Here is a 17,821-nt window from a genome sequence, read left to right as displayed (position 1 = left end):
TCGTGTCCTTATAGAGTCGGAACGGCCTGGGCAGCCTGTGCCGGGGCAGAAGTTGGAAGGTAGTGTTGTTCGGCGCTCATCGCCCACTGCTGATAGCGGCGATAAAGCTGTTCAAAGTGTTGTGCCTGTTCGCTGCGCGGTTGCAGCGTTTTCTCGACCGCGCTGGCCATTTTTTGTTGTGCTGATGGGATATCTGAGTGCACTTTTGCGGCAACGGCGGCGAAAATCGCTGCGCCGAGCGCGCAGCACTGGTCAGAAGCGACAATTTGTAGCGGGCGATTCAGCACGTCGCAGCAGGCCTGCATAATGACCTGGTTTTTGCGGGCGATGCCGCCCAGCGCCATCACGTTATTGACGGCGATCCCCTGCCCGGTGAAGCACTCCATAATTGCGCGCGCGCCAAAGGCGGTAGCGGCAATCAAACCGCCAAACAGCAGAGGAGCATCGGTAGCGAGATTCAGATCGGTAATCACCCCTTTCAGGCGTTGGTTAGCGTTTGGCGTGCGGCGACCGTTAAACCAGTCGAGTACCATCGGCAGGTGATCCAGAGACGGATTTTTGGCCCACGCCTCGGTCAGCGCAGGTAACAGTTGTTTCTGGCTGGCGTTGATTTGTTCTTTCAGTTCCGGATGCCGGGCGGCAAGTTGTTCCAGCGGCCAGCCGAGTACGCGACCAAACCAGGCGTAGATATCACCAAATGCTGACTGACCGGCCTCCAGGCCGATAAACCCAGGCACTACACTGCCATCAACCTGACCGCAAATACCTTTCACTGCGCGCTCGCCAACGCTGTGTTTGTCGGCAATGAGAATGTCGCAGGTAGAAGTACCGATCACTTTTACCAGTGCGTTAGGCTGTGCGCCCGCGCCGACCGCGCCCATATGGCAGTCAAACGCGCCACCAGAAATCACTACGCTTTCAGGCAGACCGAGACGCTGCGCCCATTCCGGGCATAAAGTGCCAACTGGAATATCGGCAGTCCAGGTGTCAGTAAACAGCGGGGAGGGCAAATGTCGATTGAGGAGCGGGTCCAACTCATCAAAGAAACTGGCTGGTGGAAGACCGCCCCAGCTTTCATGCCACAGTGATTTGTGTCCGGCGCTGCAACGCCCGCGACGGATATCTTGCGGGCGAGTGGTGCCAGAGAGCAGGGCTGGCACCCAGTCACATAGCTCAATCCACGACGCGGCTGATTGCGCCACGGCGCTGTCCTGGCGGGTAACGTGGAGTATTTTCGCCCAGAACCATTCGCTGGAATAAATACCGCCAATATAGCGAGAATAGTCAACTTTGCCGGGTGCGTGACACAAGCGGGTGATCTCTTCCGCTTCTTCAACCGCTGTGTGGTCTTTCCACAAGACGAACATCGCGTTCGGGTTTTCAGCAAACTCCGGGCGTAGCGCCAGCACGTTGCCGTCGGCGTCGATTGGTGCAGGCGTGGAGCCAGTGCTATCCACACCAATGCCGACCACATCCGCGCGTTGTTCGGCGTTAAGCTCTGCAAGCACAGTTTTTAGCGCCGCTTCCATTGACTCAATGTAGTCACGTGGATGATGACGGAACTGGTTATTTGGGGCATCACAAAATTGCCCTTCCTGCCAACGGGGATACCACTCTACGCTGGTGGCGATCTCTTCACCGGTGGCGCAGTCCACCGCCAAAGCTCGCACAGAATCACTGCCAAAATCGAGGCCAATTGCAATCGCCATCGTTTCACTCCATCCAAAAAAACGGGTATGGAGAAACAGTAGAGAGTTGCGATAAAAACAGTCAGGCAGTATTCGCTAATCTTATGGATAAAAATGCTATGGCATAGCAAAGTGTGACGCCGTGCAAATAATCAATGTGGACTTTTCTGCCGTCATTATAGACACTTTTGTTACGCGTTTTTGTCATGGCTTTCGGCCCCCTTTGTTACAAAATGCTTTTCACAAGCGGGGTTGCCGGTTGGATTAGCGAGAAGAGCCAGTAAAAGACGCAGTGACGGTCATGTCTGATGCAATATGGACAATTGGTTTCTTCTCTGAACGGCGGGAGTATGAAAAGTATGGCTGAAGCGCAAAATGATCCCTTGCTGCCGGGTTACTCGTTTAACGCCCATTTGGTGGCGGGTTTAACACCGATTGAGGCCAACGGTTATCTCGATTTTTTTATCGACCGACCGCTGGGAATGAAAGGCTATATTCTCAATCTCACCATTCGTGGACAGGGTGTGGTGAAAAATCAGGGACGAGAATTTGTTTGCCGACCGGGGGATATTTTGTTGTTCCCGCCGGGAGAAATTCATCACTACGGTCGTCATCCGGAGGCTCGTGAATGGTATCACCAGTGGGTTTACTTTCGTCCTCGCGCCTACTGGCACGAATGGCTTAACTGGCCGTCGATATTTGCCAATACCGGTTTCTTTCGCCCGGACGAAGCGCACCAGCCGCATTTCAGCGAGTTGTTTGGGCAAATTATTAACGCCGGACAAGGAGAAGGGCGCTATTCGGAACTGCTGGCGATAAATCTTCTTGAGCAATTGTTACTGCGGCGGATGGAAGCGATCAATGAGTCGATGCATCCGCCAATGGATAATCGGGTACGCGAGGCTTGTCAGTACATCAGCGACCACCTGGCAGACAGCAATTTTGATATCGCCAGCGTTGCACAGCATGTCTGCCTGTCGCCGTCGCGTTTGTCGCATTTGTTCCGTCAGCAGTTAGGGATTAGCGTCTTAAGCTGGCGTGAGGATCAACGCATTAGCCAGGCGAAGCTGCTATTGAGTACAACCCGGATGCCTATCGCGACGGTCGGGCGCAATGTTGGCTTTGATGATCAACTCTATTTCTCGCGGGTATTTAAAAAATGTACTGGGGCCAGCCCAAGCGAGTTCCGTGCTGGTTGTGAAGAAAAAGTGAATGATGTAGCTGTCAGGTTGTCATAACTGGTAACGAATCAGAGAATTGACGGCTTGACGGAGTAGCATTGGGTTTGCAGAATCCCTGCTTCGTCCATTTGACAGGTAAATTATGCAAGCATTGCTGGAACACTTTATTACCCAATCCACCGTTTATTCGCTGATGGCGGTGGTATTGGTGGCTTTTCTGGAGTCGCTGGCGCTGGTCGGTTTGATTTTGCCCGGTACGGTACTGATGGCGGGGCTGGGAGCGCTGATTGGCAGCGGCGAGTTAAGTTTCTGGCACGCCTGGCTGGCGGGGATTGTTGGCTGCCTGATGGGGGACTGGATCTCTTTCTGGCTGGGCTGGCGTTTTAAAAAGCCGCTCCATCGTTGGTCGTTTCTGAAGAAAAACAAAGCGTTGCTCGATAAAACCGAACATGCGTTGCATCAACACAGCATGTTTACCATTCTGGTCGGTCGTTTTGTCGGCCCGACGCGTCCGCTGGTGCCAATGGTGGCAGGGATGTTGGATCTGCCCGTAGCAAAATTTATTACGCCAAATATTATCGGCTGCCTGCTGTGGCCACCGTTTTACTTCCTACCGGGGATTCTGGCGGGGGCGGCGATTGATATTCCTGCCGGGATGCAGAGCGGTGAATTTAAGTGGTTATTGCTGGCAACGGCGGTGTTTTTGTGGGTTGGCGGCTGGTTGTGCTGGCGGTTATGGCGCAGTGGCAAAGTAACCGATCGCTTAAGCCATTATTTGTCGCGTGGTCATCTGCTGTGGCTGACGCCGCTAATTTCTGGCGTTGGGGTAGTGGCGCTGGTGGTGTTGATTCGCCATCCGTTGATGCCGGTGTATATCGATATTTTGCGTAAAGTGGTTGGGGTTTAGGGGCATAGTCTTGTACGGGGCGCCTGATGCGACGCTTGCCGCGTCTTATCAGGCTCACAATACGCCCCCCGTAGGTCGGATAAGGCGTTCACGCCGCATCCGACAGTGCATATTAGCCTTTAATTCCCAACAGCGCCGAAGCACTCGCCTTACCGCTCAATAACTCATTTGTCTTCCCCTGCCAGGCGATGCGCCCGTCGGCAACCACCACCGAGCGCGTGGCGATCCGCGCGGCATCTTCTACGCTATGTGACACCATCAATAGCGTCATTTTTTGCTGCTGGCAGCTCGTGCTCACCAGCGTCAACATCTCCTGACGCAGCGCCGGATCGAGTGCGGAGAACGGTTCATCAAGCAATAAAATGGGCTGTTCACGTACCAGACAGCGCGCTAACGCCACGCGCTGCCGCTGGCCGCCGGAAAGCTCACCCGGTAACCGCGCCATTAAATTATCAATCCCCATCTGACGGGCGATTGCGTGCATTTTCTCCTGCTGTATTGCGTTCAACTTCAATCCCGGATTCAATCCCAGCCCGATGTTCTGCGCTACCGTCAGGTGGCTGAACAGGTTGTTCTCCTGAAACAGCATTGATACCGGACGGCGTGACGGCGGTGTCGTCGTGTGATCAATACCGTCGATAGTCAGCGAACCGCTGGCTGGCGTCAGAAAACCGGCGATCAAATTCAGCAGGGTACTTTTACCTGCGCCGCTTGGCCCGAGGATCGCCACTTGCTCGCCGCGTTCCACCGTTAAGCTAAAACGCATTGGCAAATGGTGATAAAGCCAGGTGATATCAGTCAGTCTTAACATTTCGCCCCGGTAGTTTTTCAATCATGGTAAACAGCAGAAAACAGAGCAGCAGCAGAATTAATGCGGTGACCGCGCCGTCCTGGCTGCGGTAAGAGCCAATTTGCTGGTAGAGATAAAACGGCAGGGTGCGGAAATCATCGTTACCGAACAATGCCACCACACCAAAATCACCAATCGACAGCACGCAGGCAAAAGCCAGTGCCTGCGCCAGCGGACGTTTCAGGGCGCGCAGCTCGACCACTTTTAAACGCGACCAGCCTTCAATGCCCAACGACTGACACAACATGCTGTAGCGGGTGGTGATATCGCGCATCGGGTTTTCCAGCACTTTCAGCGCGTAAGGGATCGCCATTAGCGCATTGGTGAAAATCACAATGCCGTCAGCAGATTGTGGCAGGCCAGTAGTGTTGTTGAGCAATAAAAAGAAGCCCGTTGCCAGCACAATGCCGGGCATGGCGAGGATCAGCATTCCGCTCATCTCCAGTGTCTGACCAGCCAGCATTTTCTGCCGCGCCCGCAGTTCGCGACTGCTCCACAGCAGCATCATGGTCAGCACTACGCACAATACGCCTGCCGCCAGCGCGATGCGCAATGAGGTCCACAGTGCCTGCCACAGTACCGGTTGTGCCAGCACTTCTGGCAACTGGTAATTCACGCCATCAACGATCACCGCCAGTAACGGTGGCAGCAACAACAGCAGCGCCAGCACGATCAGCACCGTATCGCAAATGCGGCTGTGCAGACGATCATCCGGGTCGCGCCAACCGTGCAGCAGCGTAGTGCCGGGGGCGATGGCCTTACTTAATCGTTGGCTCAACAACACCAGTCCCAGACAGCACACCATCTGGATCAGCGCCAGCATTGCTGCGCGGGCGGGATCGTAGTCGTAACTCAGCGCCTGATAGATTGCCAGTTCGATAGTCGTCGCCTGTGGCCCGCCGCCCAGCGCCAGCACGGTGGCGAAGCTGGCGAAACAGAGCATAAAGATAAGCGCAGCAACCGGCGGGATTTGTCGCCGTAACCACGGCCATTCGACGAAGCGGAAAAAATGCCAGCCGCGCATCCCAAGCTGGGCGGCAAGTTGACGTTGTTCACCGGGGATGTTTTCCAGTGCCTGGAGTAATAAGCGGCTCGCCATCGGCAGATTAAAAAATACGTGCGCCAGCAAAATGCCTTGCAGGCCGTAGGGCGAAAAAGTCCACTCCAGCCCAAGCAATTGCCAGAGCGATGCCAGCCAGCCCTGGCGACCATAAACGCTAAGAATGCCGAAAACAGCGACCAGCACAGGCAGGATTAAGGTCATGGCGCACAGACGCAACAGCGCCTGCCGCCCCGGAAAGCGCCTGCGGTAGAGGGCGCGGGCGAGGAATATTGCGGGCACGACAGAGAGCAGCGCAGAGAGAAACGCCTGCCAGAAGGAGAAGCGCACCACATGCCACAAGTAGCTGTCCTGCCATATTGTTGCCCAGTCCCCCTGCGGCGCGTTCCACCACAGCGCGAGAAACGCCGCCAGTGCAACCGCCACCACCAGCGTGGCGGCGCTTACACCTGGAATTAACCAGCCAGGAATTAACGGCTGACGGCGCGTTGCCATTCGCTAATCCATGCCTGACGTTGTGCCGCCACTTCGGCTGGCGTGAATTCCAGCGTGGTGGCCGGTTTGGTCAGTTGTTCAAAACCGGCAGGTAGTGCGACGTTTGCTACCGGATACATCCAGTTGCCGGTTGGGATCGCATTCTGGAAAGCCGGAGAAACCATAAACTGGAGGAATTTTTGTGCCAGCTCCGGCTGCTTGCTGGCAGCGGTGCGGGCGGCGACTTCCACTTGCAGATAGTGACCTTCGCTAAAGTTGGCGGCGGCGTAGTTATCTTTCTTCTCTTCGAGAATGTGATAAGCCGGAGAAGTGGTGTAGCTCAATACCAGATCGCTTTCGCCTTTTAAAAACAGGCCATAGGCTTCGCTCCAGCCTTTGGTGACGGTGACGGTTTTCTTCGCCAGTTTCTGCCAGGCTTGCGGGGTGTCATCGCCATAGACTTTTTGCATCCACAGCAGCAGACCCAGACCTGGCGTACTGGTGCGTGGATCTTCATAAATCACCCGCCAGTTTTGATCGCTCTCAACCAGTTCTTTCAGGCTTTGCGGCGGATTTTTCAGTTTGTTCTTGTCATAGACGAAGGCGAAGTAGCCGTAATCAAATGGTACGAAAGTGTCATTATTCCAGCCGCCGGGTACATTGATCGCATCCGCTGACACGCCGCTTTTGGTAAACAGCCCGGTTTTGCTGGCGGCATCTAACAGATTGTTATCCAGACCCAGCACCACATCGGCTTTGCTGTTTTTACCTTCCATCCGCAGACGGTTGAGCAGCGAGACGCCATCTTCCAGCGCCACCAGTTTCAGTTCGCAATGACAGTCGGCTTCAAAGGCTTTTTTGACTACCGGACCTGGCCCCCAGTCGGCAGCGAAGGAGTCGTAGGTATAGACGGTCAGAACAGGTTTCGCAAAAACGGGCGCTGTGCACAGCAACAGCAAAGGAAGACATTTTTTTAACACTTTGCACCTCAAAGAAGAGTGGCAAAGGACTTGAGAAGGAGCCTCAAATCCCTTCGCCGGCGTTATCCGGATCAGGTTCGACGGGTATTTTCTCAGCGCACGCATTTGCGTGGCACCCCGTTGAGAACGGCGTTAGTGTAGTGAGTTTGTTATCAACCAGCAATCATGGATCCGGCGGTGCAAACCACGCTGATTTAAAATCGAACCATCCAAGGGTATTCATGCGCAGGCCGCGCATACTGCGTTGCCCCTGAATGATCAGCCAGTGATGGATCAATGGCACCATCGCTTTGCTGGTCACTAACTGCTGGCACCAGTTCGCCAGATTCATCTCGCCATTGCGCCAGCGCGCGGCATCGGCTTGCCAGTCGATCGGAATACAGTGTTGTAGCAGCGGCACTTCGCACAAATGCGCGAACAGCGAAAAATCCAGCGGCAGCGTAAAGTTGGCGCTGTTAAGCCAGATATCGCTTTCGATCTCTCCCGCATGCCACTGATCGTAGCTGATCTCGTTGATGTTAAGCGTTACCTGATGACTCGCCAGAATTTGCTGCATGATCCTGGCAATTACCCGATGTTCAATATGATCCTGATAAAAGGTCAGGGTAAGGCTTTCCAGCCCGGCGGGTTTTTCGCAATGCGTGGGGCGGGCATGGTGCCAACGGGGGAGCAGTCCGTAGGCCGGGAACCAGAGTTGCTGGTACTGTTCTTCCGCGAAGTAGACCAGATTGCTCGGAGAAAGAACGTAGCTTACCCAGTCTCTGACTTGCTGATTCGCCCCGCGATGGGTGCGGCTGTCGAACAGTAAATAGTAGCAACCTTCTTCCAGGCGGCTTTCAATCTCTTTTTCCTCACCCTGCGGCCCTTTCAGCATTAGCCCTCCGGCTGGCTCGTCGGCAATTTCCGGCAGAACCCAGACGTTAACTTCATCGATGAGTGCCCGATAACCGAAGAAGTCATCGAATGCCTGAATTTTCAACTGATTGGCGCTGTTACGCATTACCGCATACGGACCGGTGCCGATCGGATGACTGGCAAAGTTGCTGATGGTTTCCCATTCCCGCGGCAGGATCATCGCCGGAACTTGCCCCAGTAGTAACGGCAACCAACGATCGGGCTGCGTAAGATGGATATCCAGCGTCCAGGGCGTTGGCGAAACAATTTCAGCAATGTGGGAATAGAGCGGCTGCGTATTGAGCCGTTTCAAAGAGGCGATGACATCGTCCATTTCCAGCTCACGGCCATGATGAAATTGGATACCGGGACGTAAAAAGAAACGCCAGTGAAGTGGGGAAATTTGTTGCCAGTGGTGGGCAATGTCCGCCTCCAGTTCCCCATTTTCCTCATTTATGCGGGTTAACGCGCTGAAGATTTGCCGGGCGATATGCGTTTCGGAACGGCGTAATGCGCTGCCAGGTAGCAGATTACGCAACGGACGATAGTAGAGCACGCGCAGAATGTGCCGCCCCTGGCGGAAGCTACGCCCCAGATGGGAAACCAACATTTGCCGCACAGCGGTTTTATCACCGACGAGTTGCACCAGTTGATCGATACGATCCTGTTCCAGCAGATCCTCCGCCCGCTGTTGCTGAAGCGCAAGTCCGGTGTAGAGGAAGGTCAAACGCGAGCGTTTACCGCGGCCAACCTCCGCCTCCCACGTCAGCCAGCCACGATCCTGCATGGTGTTTAGCAGGGTGCGCATATGACGGCGGGAACAGCTCAATAACTCTGCCAGTTCGTTGAGCGTCGTGTTCTGCGATTTACCCTCGCAGCATTGCCACAGCCGGATGAACTGTTGTTGCAGACGACCTGAAGGCATAAAAGGGGAACTCCTGCGCAAAAGTCAGCAATTTTATTATCCCTATATTAAGTCAATAATTCTTAACGATGAAGCAAGGAGGTATCCCATTCGTCAGTTTTATCGGCACTATTTTGCAATGACAGCAATGATGTGCTGACTGAGTTGGTTAAGCGTTCCACAACGATTAGCCATGCTTGAATAACTGATGCAGTGGGAGGGGAGTCATTCTGACTACTGATCTGCAGACATCATGTGTGACTGAGTATTGGTGTTAATCGCCACGCCAGCAGTGAATACCTGCTGGCTTTTTTCTTTTTGGCGATTGAGTGCCGGATGCGGCGTGAATGCCTTATCCGACTCATAAAACTAGCGCATAAACGCCGGTTGCTTCTCTTCATAATCAGCAATGGCATCGCCGTGCTGCAACGTCAGACCGATGCTATCGAGACCGTTCATCATGCAGTGGCGGCGGAAGGCATCGATGGTAAAACGATAAGTTTTATTCCCCGCTTTCACCTCTTGCGCTTCCAGATCCACGTCGAAGTGAATTCCCGGATTAGCCTGCACCAGTGTAAACAGCTCGTCCACTTCGGCATCGCTTAATTTCACCGGCAGCAACTGGTTGTTAAAGCTGTTGCCGTAGAAGATGTCCGCGAAACTGGGCGCAATCACCACCTTAAATCCGTAATCGGTCAGCGCCCAGGGAGCGTGCTCACGCGAGGAGCCACAGCCGAAGTTTTCCCGCGCCAGTAAAATGGAAGCGCCCTGATATTGTGGGAAATTCAGCACGAAGTCCGGGTTTGGCTGTTGGCCTTTTTCATCCAGAAAACGCCAGTCGTTAAACAGATGCGCGCCAAAACCAGTGCGCGTCACTTTCTGCAAAAACTGTTTCGGGATAATGGCATCAGTGTCGACATTGGCGGCATCCAATGGAACAACCAGGCCTGTGTGTTTGATAAATTTCTCTGCCATGGTGTGCTCCTTATTTAATGTTGCGAATGTCAGCGAAATGACCGGTGACGGCAGCGGCGGCCGCCATTGCCGGGCTAACCAGATGCGTGCGCCCGCCGCGCCCCTGGCGGCCTTCAAAGTTACGGTTGCTGGTGGAGGCACAACGCTCGCCCGGATTCAGGCGATCGTTGTTCATCGCCAGACACATTGAGCAGCCAGGCAAGCGCCATTCAAAACCCGCTTCAATAAAAATTTTGTCCAGCCCTTCTGCTTCTGCCTGCGCTTTTACCGGGCCGGAGCCGGGAACGACCAGTGCCTGAACGCCTGGCGCAACTTTCCGCCCTTTGGCGATTTCCGCCGCTGCACGTAAATCTTCAATACGTGAGTTGGTGCAGGAACCGATAAATACTTTATCGATAGCGACTTCGGTCAGCGGAATACCCGGTTTCAGCCCCATATAGGCCAACGCTTTTTCTGCTGACGCGCGCTCAACCGGATCGGCAAACGAAGCGGGATCGGGAATATTGTCGTTCACGGAGATCACCTGGCCTGGGTTGGTGCCCCAGGTGACTTGCGGCGCAATCTCTTCTGCTTGCAGAGTAACAACGGTATCGAAAGTTGCACCTTCGTCGGTTTGCAGTGTTTTCCAGTAGGCGACGGCGTCGTCGAAATCTTTGCCTTTCGGCGCATGAAGACGGCCTTTGACATAGTTAAAGGTGGTTTCGTCCGGCGCAACCAGACCGGCTTTTGCGCCCATTTCGATTGCCATATTGCACAGGGTCATGCGACCTTCCATGCTTAAATCACGGATTGCTTCACCGCAAAACTCCACCACATGCCCGGTGCCGCCTGCACTGCCGGTTTTACCGATAATTGCCAGCACGATATCTTTCGCAGTAATTCCTGGTGCGGCTTTACCCTGGACTTCAATTTTCATGGTCTTCGCACGACCCTGCTTCAGGGTTTGCGTTGCCAGCACGTGTTCAACTTCGGAAGTACCGATGCCAAACGCCAGTGCGCCAAACGCGCCGTGGGTGGCGGTATGCGAGTCGCCGCAAACAATGGTCATTCCCGGTAAGGTGACGCCTTGTTCTGGCCCCATCACGTGGACAATTCCCTGATACGGGTGATTCAGGTCATACAGCTCGACGCCAAAATCTTTGCAGTTTTTGATCAGCTCCTGCATCTGGATGCGCGCCATTTCTCCGCAGGCATTAATGTCTTTGGTCTGGGTCGAGACGTTGTGGTCCATAGTGGCGAAAGTTTTACCTGGCTGACGTACCGGGCGTCCGTGGGTGCGCAGACCATCAAACGCCTGCGGTGACGTCACTTCATGCACCAGATGGCGGTCGATATATAACAGCGGGGTTTCGTTTTCAGCTTCGTAAACTACATGAGCGTCGAACAATTTTTCGTATAACGTCTTAGCCATAATTACACCCCTTCTGCCACATAGCGGGCAATGATATCGCCCATTTCATCGGTACTTACGGCGGCAGCGCCACGGGCCAAATCTCCGGTGCGAATGCCTTCTTCTAATGCGCGGTTAATGGCGCGTTCAATAGCGGAAGCCGCATCATCGGCATCCAGGCTGTAGCGCAACAGCAGCGCCAGCGACAGAATTTGCGCAATTGGGTTAGCGATGTTTTTGCCTGCGATATCCGGCGCAGAGCCGCCTGCCGGTTCATACAGACCAAAACCTTGTTCGTTCAGGCTGGCGGAAGGTAACATCCCCATCGAACCGGTAATCATCGCGCATTCGTCAGAAAGAATGTCACCAAACAGGTTGGAGCACAGCAGCACGTCAAATTGCGACGGATCTTTAATCAACTGCATGGTGGCGTTGTCGATGTACATATGTGCCAGTTCAACATCCGGATATTCAATGGCGATCTCGTTAACGATCTCCCGCCATAAAATAGAGGATTGCAGCACGTTGGCTTTGTCGATTGACGTGACTTTGCGGCGACGTTTGCGGGCAGATTCAAACGCGATGCGGGCAATGCGCTCGATCTCAAAACGGTGATATACCTCGGTATCAAACGCTTTTTCATACTGACAGCTACCTTCACGGCCTTTCGGTTGACCGAAATAGATGCCGCCGGTTAACTCACGCACGCACAGGATGTCGAAGCCGTTAGCAGCAATATCAGCACGCAGCGGACAGAATGCTTCCAGCCCCTGATACAGTTTTGCCGGGCGCAGATTGCTGAATAATTTGAAATGTTTACGCAGAGGTAACAGCGCGCCGCGTTCTGGTTGTTGGTCTGGCGGCAAATGCTCCCACTTCGGGCCACCTACCGAGCCAAACAGTACGGCATCGGCTTGTTCACAGCCTTCAACCGTCGCTGGCGGCAACGGCTGCCCGTGGTTATCAATGGCTGCGCCGCCGACATCATAATGGCTGGTGGTGATACGCATCGCAAAGCGGTTACGCACGGCATCCAGTACTTTCAGGGCCTGGGTCATGACTTCCGGTCCGATCCCATCCCCAGGTAAAACAGCAATATGGTAATTCTTCGACATCACACGGTTTCCTTGTTGTTTTCGTTGTGTTGAGCTTTGCGTTGTAACTCTTTTTCGACTTCTGCGGCGCGCCAGATATTGTTCAGCACGTGCACCATTGCTTTGGCGGAGGACTCGACAATATCGGTGGCCAGGCCGACGCCGTGGAAGCGGCGACCGTTGTAGTTAGCGACGATATCCACCTGACCCAGCGCATCTTTACCGTGGCCTTTGGCGGTCAGGCTGTATTTCACCAGTTCGACGTTGTAGTCAGTGATACGGTTAATCGCCTGGTAGACGGCATCGACCGGGCCATTACCGTTGGCGGCTTCCGCTTTGACTTCCCCGCCACAGGCCAGTTTGACGGCGGCAGTGGCGATATCGTTAGACCCCGACTGCACACTGAAGTAATCCAGACGGAAGTGTTCCGGTTCTTCTTGCTGTTTATCAATAAAGGCCAGAGCCTCCAGGTCGTAATCAAATACCTGGCCTTTTTTATCTGCCAGTTTCAGGAAAGCGTCGTACAGATTGTCTAAATTATATTCACTTTCTTTATATCCCATCTCATCCATGCGGTGTTTTACTGCCGCACGACCAGAACGAGAGGTCAGATTTAACTGGATTTGGTTCAGACCAATAGATTCTGGTGTCATGATTTCGTAGTTTTCGCGATTTTTCAGCACGCCATCCTGATGAATACCGGAGGAGTGTGCGAACGCGCCGCTGCCAACAATGGCTTTGTTTGCCGGGATCGGCATATTGCAAATCTGGCTAACTAACTGACTGGTGCGCCATATCTCCTGGTGATTAATGGCGGTGTGGACGTTGAGAATATCCTTACGCACTTTGATCGCCATGATCACTTCTTCCAGCGAACAGTTACCCGCACGTTCACCGATCCCGTTCATCGCACCTTCTACCTGCCGTGCTCCGGCATGTACCGCCGCCAGCGAGTTGCCGACCGCCAGGCCTAAATCATCGTGAGTGTGTACGGAAATAATGGCTTTATCGATGTTTGGTACGCGTTCATACAGACCTCTGATGATTCCGGCGAACTCAAATGGCATGGTATAGCCCACGGTGTCCGGGATGTTGATGGTAGTGGCACCGGCGTTAATTGCTGCTTCGACCACTCGCGCCAGATCGGCAATCGGTGTGCGTCCGGCGTCTTCGCAAGAAAATTCAACATCATCGGTGTAATTGCGTGCACGTTTCACCATATAGATGGCGCGTTCGATCACCTCATCCAGCGTGCTGCGCAGCTTGGTGGCAATGTGCATTGGGGAGGTGGCAATAAAGGTATGAATACGGAAGGCTTCGGCAACTTTCAGGGATTCTGCCGCCACGTCGATATCTTTTTCCACGCAACGGGCTAACGCACAAACGCGGCTATTTTTGACCTGGCGAGCAATGGTTTGCACCGATTCGAAATCGCCCGGCGAAGAGACGGGGAAACCGACTTCCATCACGTCAACCCCCATTCGCTCAAGGCCCAGCGCAATTTGCAGTTTTTCTTTCGCACTCAAGCTTGCCTGTAACGCCTGTTCACCGTCGCGCAATGTGGTATCGAAAATAATGACTTGCTGGCTCATAGTTTGGATCCTTGTCTCTTTTAGGGCGCTTCGCTTCGGGCATAAAAAAACCCGCGCAATGCGCGGGTTTTTTGTCTGACTGCGTGCTGGCTTAATGCTGGATGCCGCTCACTCGTCTACCGCGCAAAGAAGATGCGTTTAGTAGTAGTAGACCGTTAAAGCGAACGATGTGAGTCATTAAATCAGCTCCGGATGAATGCGATATGCTTTTAGAGTTACTGGATACAAAAACGGATGTCAACCCTGATGCAACAAAAACGGTTCACCAGCGAGAGTTCTGTATGCGTCAAATTAGCTAATTGTGCTGCAAGAGTAAAAACAGTCGATATTAATTTCTGTTTAACCGCTCATACTTTTCATTGGTAGACATACTTCAGAATAATTTATTGCATTTAATCAACGAGGTAAGAAAGAGTAAAACTTGCTTGCTACCGCAACTATCCTGATGATTTGTATTGAATTATATGCTGTACGAATGTTTTTATATTGATTTAGTGAATATTATTGAACGATTAATGTTAAGGATTAATATATTAAACGCATAAATTAAGCATTAAATTAGCACAATTAATCCATTTTTTAGATGATTGATTATTCGTGGTGGTTATGATTAGAATGTTTTCGCAACAAAAACATTATGGATTATTAAGCTGTGATGAATGACTCTTCGCACGGCAATGGATTCTGTTTTTATCAGAACCCTTATCTTTATGTTTTCCTAATTTTACTCATTTTCCTTCTTCTTATTTTATATGCATGGTAAATAATATTTTTCAGGATTATTTCTCTGCATTCCAATAAGGGAAAGGGAGTTAAGTGTGACAGTGGAGTTAAGTATGTCAGAGGTAAAAACAGATCATCCAGAGATTGCGGAGATTGTGGATTTAAGCAAGCCACAGTTGCGTATGGTCGATTTAAACTTATTAACCGTTTTCGATGCTGTGATGCAGGAGCAGAATATTACTCGTGCCGCGCATGTTCTGGGAATGTCGCAACCTGCGGTCAGTAATGCTGTTGCACGCCTGAAGGTGATGTTTAATGACGAGTTGTTTGTTCGTTATGGTCGTGGCATCCAACCGACTGCCCGCGCATTTCAGCTTTTTGGCTCTGTGCGTCAGGCGCTGCAATTAGTACAAAACGAGTTACCGGGTTCAGGGTTTGAGCCTTCCAGCAGCGAGCGCGTATTCCATCTCTGTGTTTGCAGCCCGTTAGATAGCATTCTGACCTCGCAGATTTATAATCACATTGAGCAAATTGCGCCAAATATTCATGTGATATTCAAGTCTTCATTAAATCAGAACACCGAACATCAACTCCGTTATCAGGAAACGGAGTTCGTTATTAGTTATGAAGACTTCCATCGTCCTGAATTTACCAGCGTTCCATTATTTAAAGATGAAATGGTACTGGTAGCTAGTAAGAAGCATCCGACGATTAACGGCCCATTACTGAAACATGATGTTTATAACGAACAACATGCGGCAGTTTCGCTCGACCGTTTCGCGTCGTTTAGTCAACCGTGGTACGACACAGTAGATAAACAAGCCAGTATCGCTTATCAGGGAATGGCAATGATGAGCGTCCTTAGCGTGGTGTCGCAAACGCATCTTGTCGCTATTGCGCCTCGTTGGCTGGCTGAGGAGTTTGCTGAATCCTTAGAATTGCAGATATTACCGCTGCCATTAAAACAAAATAGCAGAACCTGTTACCTCTCCTGGCATGAGGCAGCCGGGCGTGATAAAGGTCATCAATGGATGGAAGAGCAATTAGTCTCTATTTGTAAACGTTAAGCAGAGGCAGAGTAAATCAGGTGTGCATCTCTGGTTTATTCTGCATTTTTTATTCAATGTAGAATTTTATTCTGAATGCATGTTCACCCTGATATTAGAAATAATAAAAAAATAGAGAAATTGCTGTAACGAGGCAGATTTAGCCGATTTATTATCAATTCTGTCCGCCATTCTGGAGTATTTTATCGTTTATTTTCTCCTTTCCTCCTGTTTATTCTTATTTATTCACGCTTGTGACTCTGCCTGTCAATTGCTTAAGCCAGATCGGACGGTTAATGTGTTTTACACATTTTTTCCGCCAAACAGTGAGGCAAGCCATGGAGATGTTGTCTGGAGCCGAGATGGTCGTCCGATCGCTTATCGATCAGGGCGTTAAACAAGTATTCGGTTACCCCGGAGGCGCAGTCCTTGATATTTACGATGCATTGCATACCGTGGGCGGTATTGATCACGTATTAGTTCGTCATGAACAGGCGGCAGTGCATATGGCCGATGGTCTGGCGCGCGCGACCGGAGAAGTGGGCGTTGTGCTGGTGACATCGGGCCCTGGGGCCACCAACGCAATTACTGGTATCGCCACTGCCTATATGGACTCCATTCCGCTGGTTATCCTTTCCGGGCAGGTAGCAACCTCGCTGATAGGTTACGATGCCTTTCAGGAGTGTGACATGGTGGGAATTTCCCGGCCGGTGGTTAAACACAGTTTTCTGGTTAAGCAAACGGAAGATATACCGCAGGTGCTGAAAAAGGCATTCTGGCTGGCGGCAAGCGGTCGTCCTGGGCCTGTGGTGGTTGATTTACCGAAAGACATTCTTAATCCGGCGAACAAATTACCGTACGTCTGGCCGGAGTCGGTCAGTATGCGCTCTTATAACCCAACAACGCTGGGCCATAAGGGGCAGATTAAACGCGCGCTGCAAACGCTGGTGGCGGCGAAAAAACCGGTAATTTACGTTGGCGGTGGCGCAGTGACTGCGGGTTGCCATCAACAACTCAAACAGATTATTGAGCAACTTAATCTTCCTGTCGTCTCGTCATTAATGGGATTAGGTGTGTTTCCGGCAACGCATCGTCAGGCCTTGGGAATGCTGGGAATGCACGGCACTTACGAAGCTAATATGACGATGCATAATGCCGATGTCATTTTTGCGGTTGGTGTACGCTTTGATGATCGCACCACTAACAATCTGGCAAAGTACTGCCCAAATGCGACAGTGTTACATATTGATATCGATCCTACCTCGATCTCAAAAACCGTGACCGCCGACATCCCGATCGTTGGCGATGCGCGTCTGGTGTTGGAGCAAATGCTGGAATTGTTACCGCAAGAAACCTCTTCGCAACCTCTGGATGAGATCCGCGACTGGTGGCAGCAAATTGAACAGTGGCGCGCTCGCCAGTGCCTGAAATATGATACCCACAGTGAAAGCATTAAACCGCAGGCGGTGATCGAGACGCTCTGGCGACTGACGAAGGGGGACGCTTATGTGACGTCCGATGTCGGGCAACACCAGATGTTCGCCGCGCTTTATTATCCTTTCGATAAACCGCGTCGCTGGATCAACTCCGGCGGCCTCGGCACTATGGGCTTTGGTTTACCTGCGGCGCTGGGCGTCAAAATGGCACTGCCGGGAGAAACCGTGGTCTGCGTCACTGGCGATGGCAGTATTCAGATGAACATTCAGGAACTGTCTACAGCCTTGCAATATGAACTGCCGGTGCTGGTGGTGAATCTCAATAACCGCTACCTGGGGATGGTGAAGCAATGGCAGGACATGATCTATTCCGGCCGTCATTCACAATCTTATATGCAGTCGCTACCAGATTTCGTCCGTCTGGCAGAAGCCTATGGCCATGTGGGTATCCAAATTTCACGTCCGGATGAGCTGGAAAGCAAACTGAGCGAGGCACTTGAGCAGGTCGGTAATAACCGTCTGGTGTTTGTTGATGTCACCGTTGATGGCAGTGAGCATGTCTACCCGATGCATATTCGCGGGGGTGGAATGGATGAAATGTGGTTAAGCAAAACGGAGAGAACCTGA

General features: G+C 52.2%; 14 protein-coding genes and 1 riboswitch. Of the genes, 4 read left to right on the top strand and 10 right to left on the bottom strand.

The window, feature by feature from the left end; all coding sequences use genetic code 11:
* Positions 1-8 precede the first annotated feature (8 nt).
* Positions 9-1,709: a ribulokinase gene (gene araB, locus C1192_RS12660; protein ID WP_038354946.1), complete on the bottom strand. Its 1,701-nt coding sequence runs from the start codon at positions 1,707-1,709 to the stop codon at positions 9-11.
* 338 nt (positions 1,710-2,047) lie between these two features.
* Here araB and araC point away from each other — a divergent pair, with 338 nt between their 5' ends.
* Both araC and C1192_RS12645 read left to right on the top strand, forming a co-directional pair.
* Positions 2,048-2,926, top strand: a complete 879-nt coding sequence (gene araC, locus C1192_RS12650) for an arabinose operon transcriptional regulator AraC (protein WP_001517733.1) — start codon at positions 2,048-2,050, stop codon at positions 2,924-2,926.
* Between the two features lie 85 nt (positions 2,927-3,011).
* Positions 3,012-3,776, top strand: a complete 765-nt coding sequence (locus tag C1192_RS12645) for a DedA family protein (RefSeq protein ID WP_016249604.1) — start codon at positions 3,012-3,014, stop codon at positions 3,774-3,776.
* A 112-nt stretch (positions 3,777-3,888) separates the two neighbouring features.
* Here C1192_RS12645 and thiQ read toward each other — a convergent pair whose 3' ends face one another.
* The 9 genes from thiQ to leuL form a co-directional block, all read right to left on the bottom strand.
* Complete coding sequence (gene thiQ / locus C1192_RS12640) at positions 3,889-4,587, bottom strand: thiamine ABC transporter ATP-binding protein ThiQ (RefSeq protein WP_000945249.1); 699 nt, start codon at positions 4,585-4,587, stop codon at positions 3,889-3,891.
* A complete protein-coding gene (gene thiP / locus C1192_RS12635) occupies positions 4,571-6,181 on the bottom strand; it encodes a thiamine/thiamine pyrophosphate ABC transporter permease ThiP (RefSeq protein ID WP_038354947.1) in 1,611 nt (536 codons plus the stop codon). The genes thiQ and thiP overlap by 17 nt, the downstream gene beginning before the upstream one ends.
* Positions 6,157-7,140, bottom strand: a complete 984-nt coding sequence (gene thiB, locus C1192_RS12630; protein WP_038354948.1) for a thiamine ABC transporter substrate binding subunit — start codon at positions 7,138-7,140, stop codon at positions 6,157-6,159. Before thiB ends, thiP begins: the two co-directional genes overlap by 25 nt.
* Before the next feature lie 30 nt (positions 7,141-7,170).
* Positions 7,171-7,270: riboswitch (TPP riboswitch) on the bottom strand.
* 33 nt (positions 7,271-7,303) lie between these two features.
* Positions 7,304-8,959 (bottom strand): DNA-binding transcriptional regulator SgrR, encoded by a 1,656-nt coding sequence (sgrR, locus tag C1192_RS12625; protein ID WP_001517736.1) that lies wholly within the window; start codon positions 8,957-8,959, stop codon positions 7,304-7,306.
* A gap of 348 nt (positions 8,960-9,307) precedes the next feature.
* On the bottom strand, positions 9,308-9,913 hold the full coding sequence (leuD, locus tag C1192_RS12615) for a 3-isopropylmalate dehydratase small subunit (protein WP_001517737.1): 606 nt from the start codon (positions 9,911-9,913) through the stop codon (positions 9,308-9,310).
* A gap of 10 nt (positions 9,914-9,923) precedes the next feature.
* The gene (gene leuC / locus C1192_RS12610) at positions 9,924-11,324 is read right to left on the bottom strand and encodes a 3-isopropylmalate dehydratase large subunit (RefSeq protein ID WP_001140679.1); all 1,401 of its coding nucleotides are present in this window, start codon (positions 11,322-11,324) and stop codon (positions 9,924-9,926) included.
* A gap of 2 nt (positions 11,325-11,326) precedes the next feature.
* Positions 11,327-12,418: a 3-isopropylmalate dehydrogenase gene (leuB, locus tag C1192_RS12605; RefSeq protein ID WP_038354949.1), complete on the bottom strand. Its 1,092-nt coding sequence runs from the start codon at positions 12,416-12,418 to the stop codon at positions 11,327-11,329.
* Complete coding sequence (leuA, locus tag C1192_RS12600; protein ID WP_038354950.1) at positions 12,418-13,989, bottom strand: 2-isopropylmalate synthase; 1,572 nt, start codon at positions 13,987-13,989, stop codon at positions 12,418-12,420. Before leuA ends, leuB begins: the two co-directional genes overlap by 1 nt.
* Before the next feature lie 91 nt (positions 13,990-14,080).
* Positions 14,081-14,167, bottom strand: coding sequence for a leu operon leader peptide (gene leuL / locus C1192_RS12595; RefSeq protein ID WP_010378126.1), 87 nt, complete (start codon positions 14,165-14,167; stop codon positions 14,081-14,083).
* Between the two features lie 658 nt (positions 14,168-14,825).
* Here leuL and leuO point away from each other — a divergent pair.
* Complete coding sequence (gene leuO / locus C1192_RS12590; RefSeq protein WP_038354951.1) at positions 14,826-15,779, top strand: transcriptional regulator LeuO; 954 nt, start codon at positions 14,826-14,828, stop codon at positions 15,777-15,779.
* 317 nt (positions 15,780-16,096) lie between these two features.
* Positions 16,097-17,821 (top strand): acetolactate synthase 3 large subunit, encoded by a 1,725-nt coding sequence (gene ilvI, locus C1192_RS12585; RefSeq protein WP_000425629.1) that lies wholly within the window; start codon positions 16,097-16,099, stop codon positions 17,819-17,821.

Origin of the sequence: Escherichia marmotae, from assembly GCF_002900365.1 — a bacterium.
Taxonomy (GTDB): Bacteria; Pseudomonadota; Gammaproteobacteria; order Enterobacterales; family Enterobacteriaceae; genus Escherichia; species Escherichia marmotae.
This window is presented reverse-complemented; position numbering and strand designations above follow the sequence as displayed.

What these genes read in the sequence shown, in the direction of transcription:
- leuO (WP_038354951.1), top strand. Translation starts at nt 14,826, where the DNA reads ATGTCAGAGGTAAAAACAGATCATCCAGAGATTGCGGAGATTGTGGAT.
- leuD (WP_001517737.1), bottom strand. Translation starts at nt 9,913, where the DNA reads ATGGCAGAGAAATTTATCAAACACACAGGCCTGGTTGTTCCATTGGAT.
- leuL (WP_010378126.1), bottom strand. Translation starts at nt 14,167, where the DNA reads ATGACTCACATCGTTCGCTTTAACGGTCTACTACTACTAAACGCATCT.
- ilvI (WP_000425629.1), top strand. Translation starts at nt 16,097, where the DNA reads ATGGAGATGTTGTCTGGAGCCGAGATGGTCGTCCGATCGCTTATCGAT.
- thiQ (WP_000945249.1), bottom strand. Translation starts at nt 4,587, where the DNA reads ATGTTAAGACTGACTGATATCACCTGGCTTTATCACCATTTGCCAATG.
- thiP (WP_038354947.1), bottom strand. Translation starts at nt 6,181, where the DNA reads ATGGCAACGCGCCGTCAGCCGTTAATTCCTGGCTGGTTAATTCCAGGT.
- C1192_RS12645 (WP_016249604.1), top strand. Translation starts at nt 3,012, where the DNA reads ATGCAAGCATTGCTGGAACACTTTATTACCCAATCCACCGTTTATTCG.
- leuC (WP_001140679.1), bottom strand. Translation starts at nt 11,324, where the DNA reads ATGGCTAAGACGTTATACGAAAAATTGTTCGACGCTCATGTAGTTTAC.
- leuB (WP_038354949.1), bottom strand. Translation starts at nt 12,418, where the DNA reads ATGTCGAAGAATTACCATATTGCTGTTTTACCTGGGGATGGGATCGGA.
- araB (WP_038354946.1), bottom strand. Translation starts at nt 1,709, where the DNA reads ATGGCGATTGCAATTGGCCTCGATTTTGGCAGTGATTCTGTGCGAGCT.
- sgrR (WP_001517736.1), bottom strand. Translation starts at nt 8,959, where the DNA reads ATGCCTTCAGGTCGTCTGCAACAACAGTTCATCCGGCTGTGGCAATGC.
- leuA (WP_038354950.1), bottom strand. Translation starts at nt 13,989, where the DNA reads ATGAGCCAGCAAGTCATTATTTTCGATACCACATTGCGCGACGGTGAA.
- araC (WP_001517733.1), top strand. Translation starts at nt 2,048, where the DNA reads ATGGCTGAAGCGCAAAATGATCCCTTGCTGCCGGGTTACTCGTTTAAC.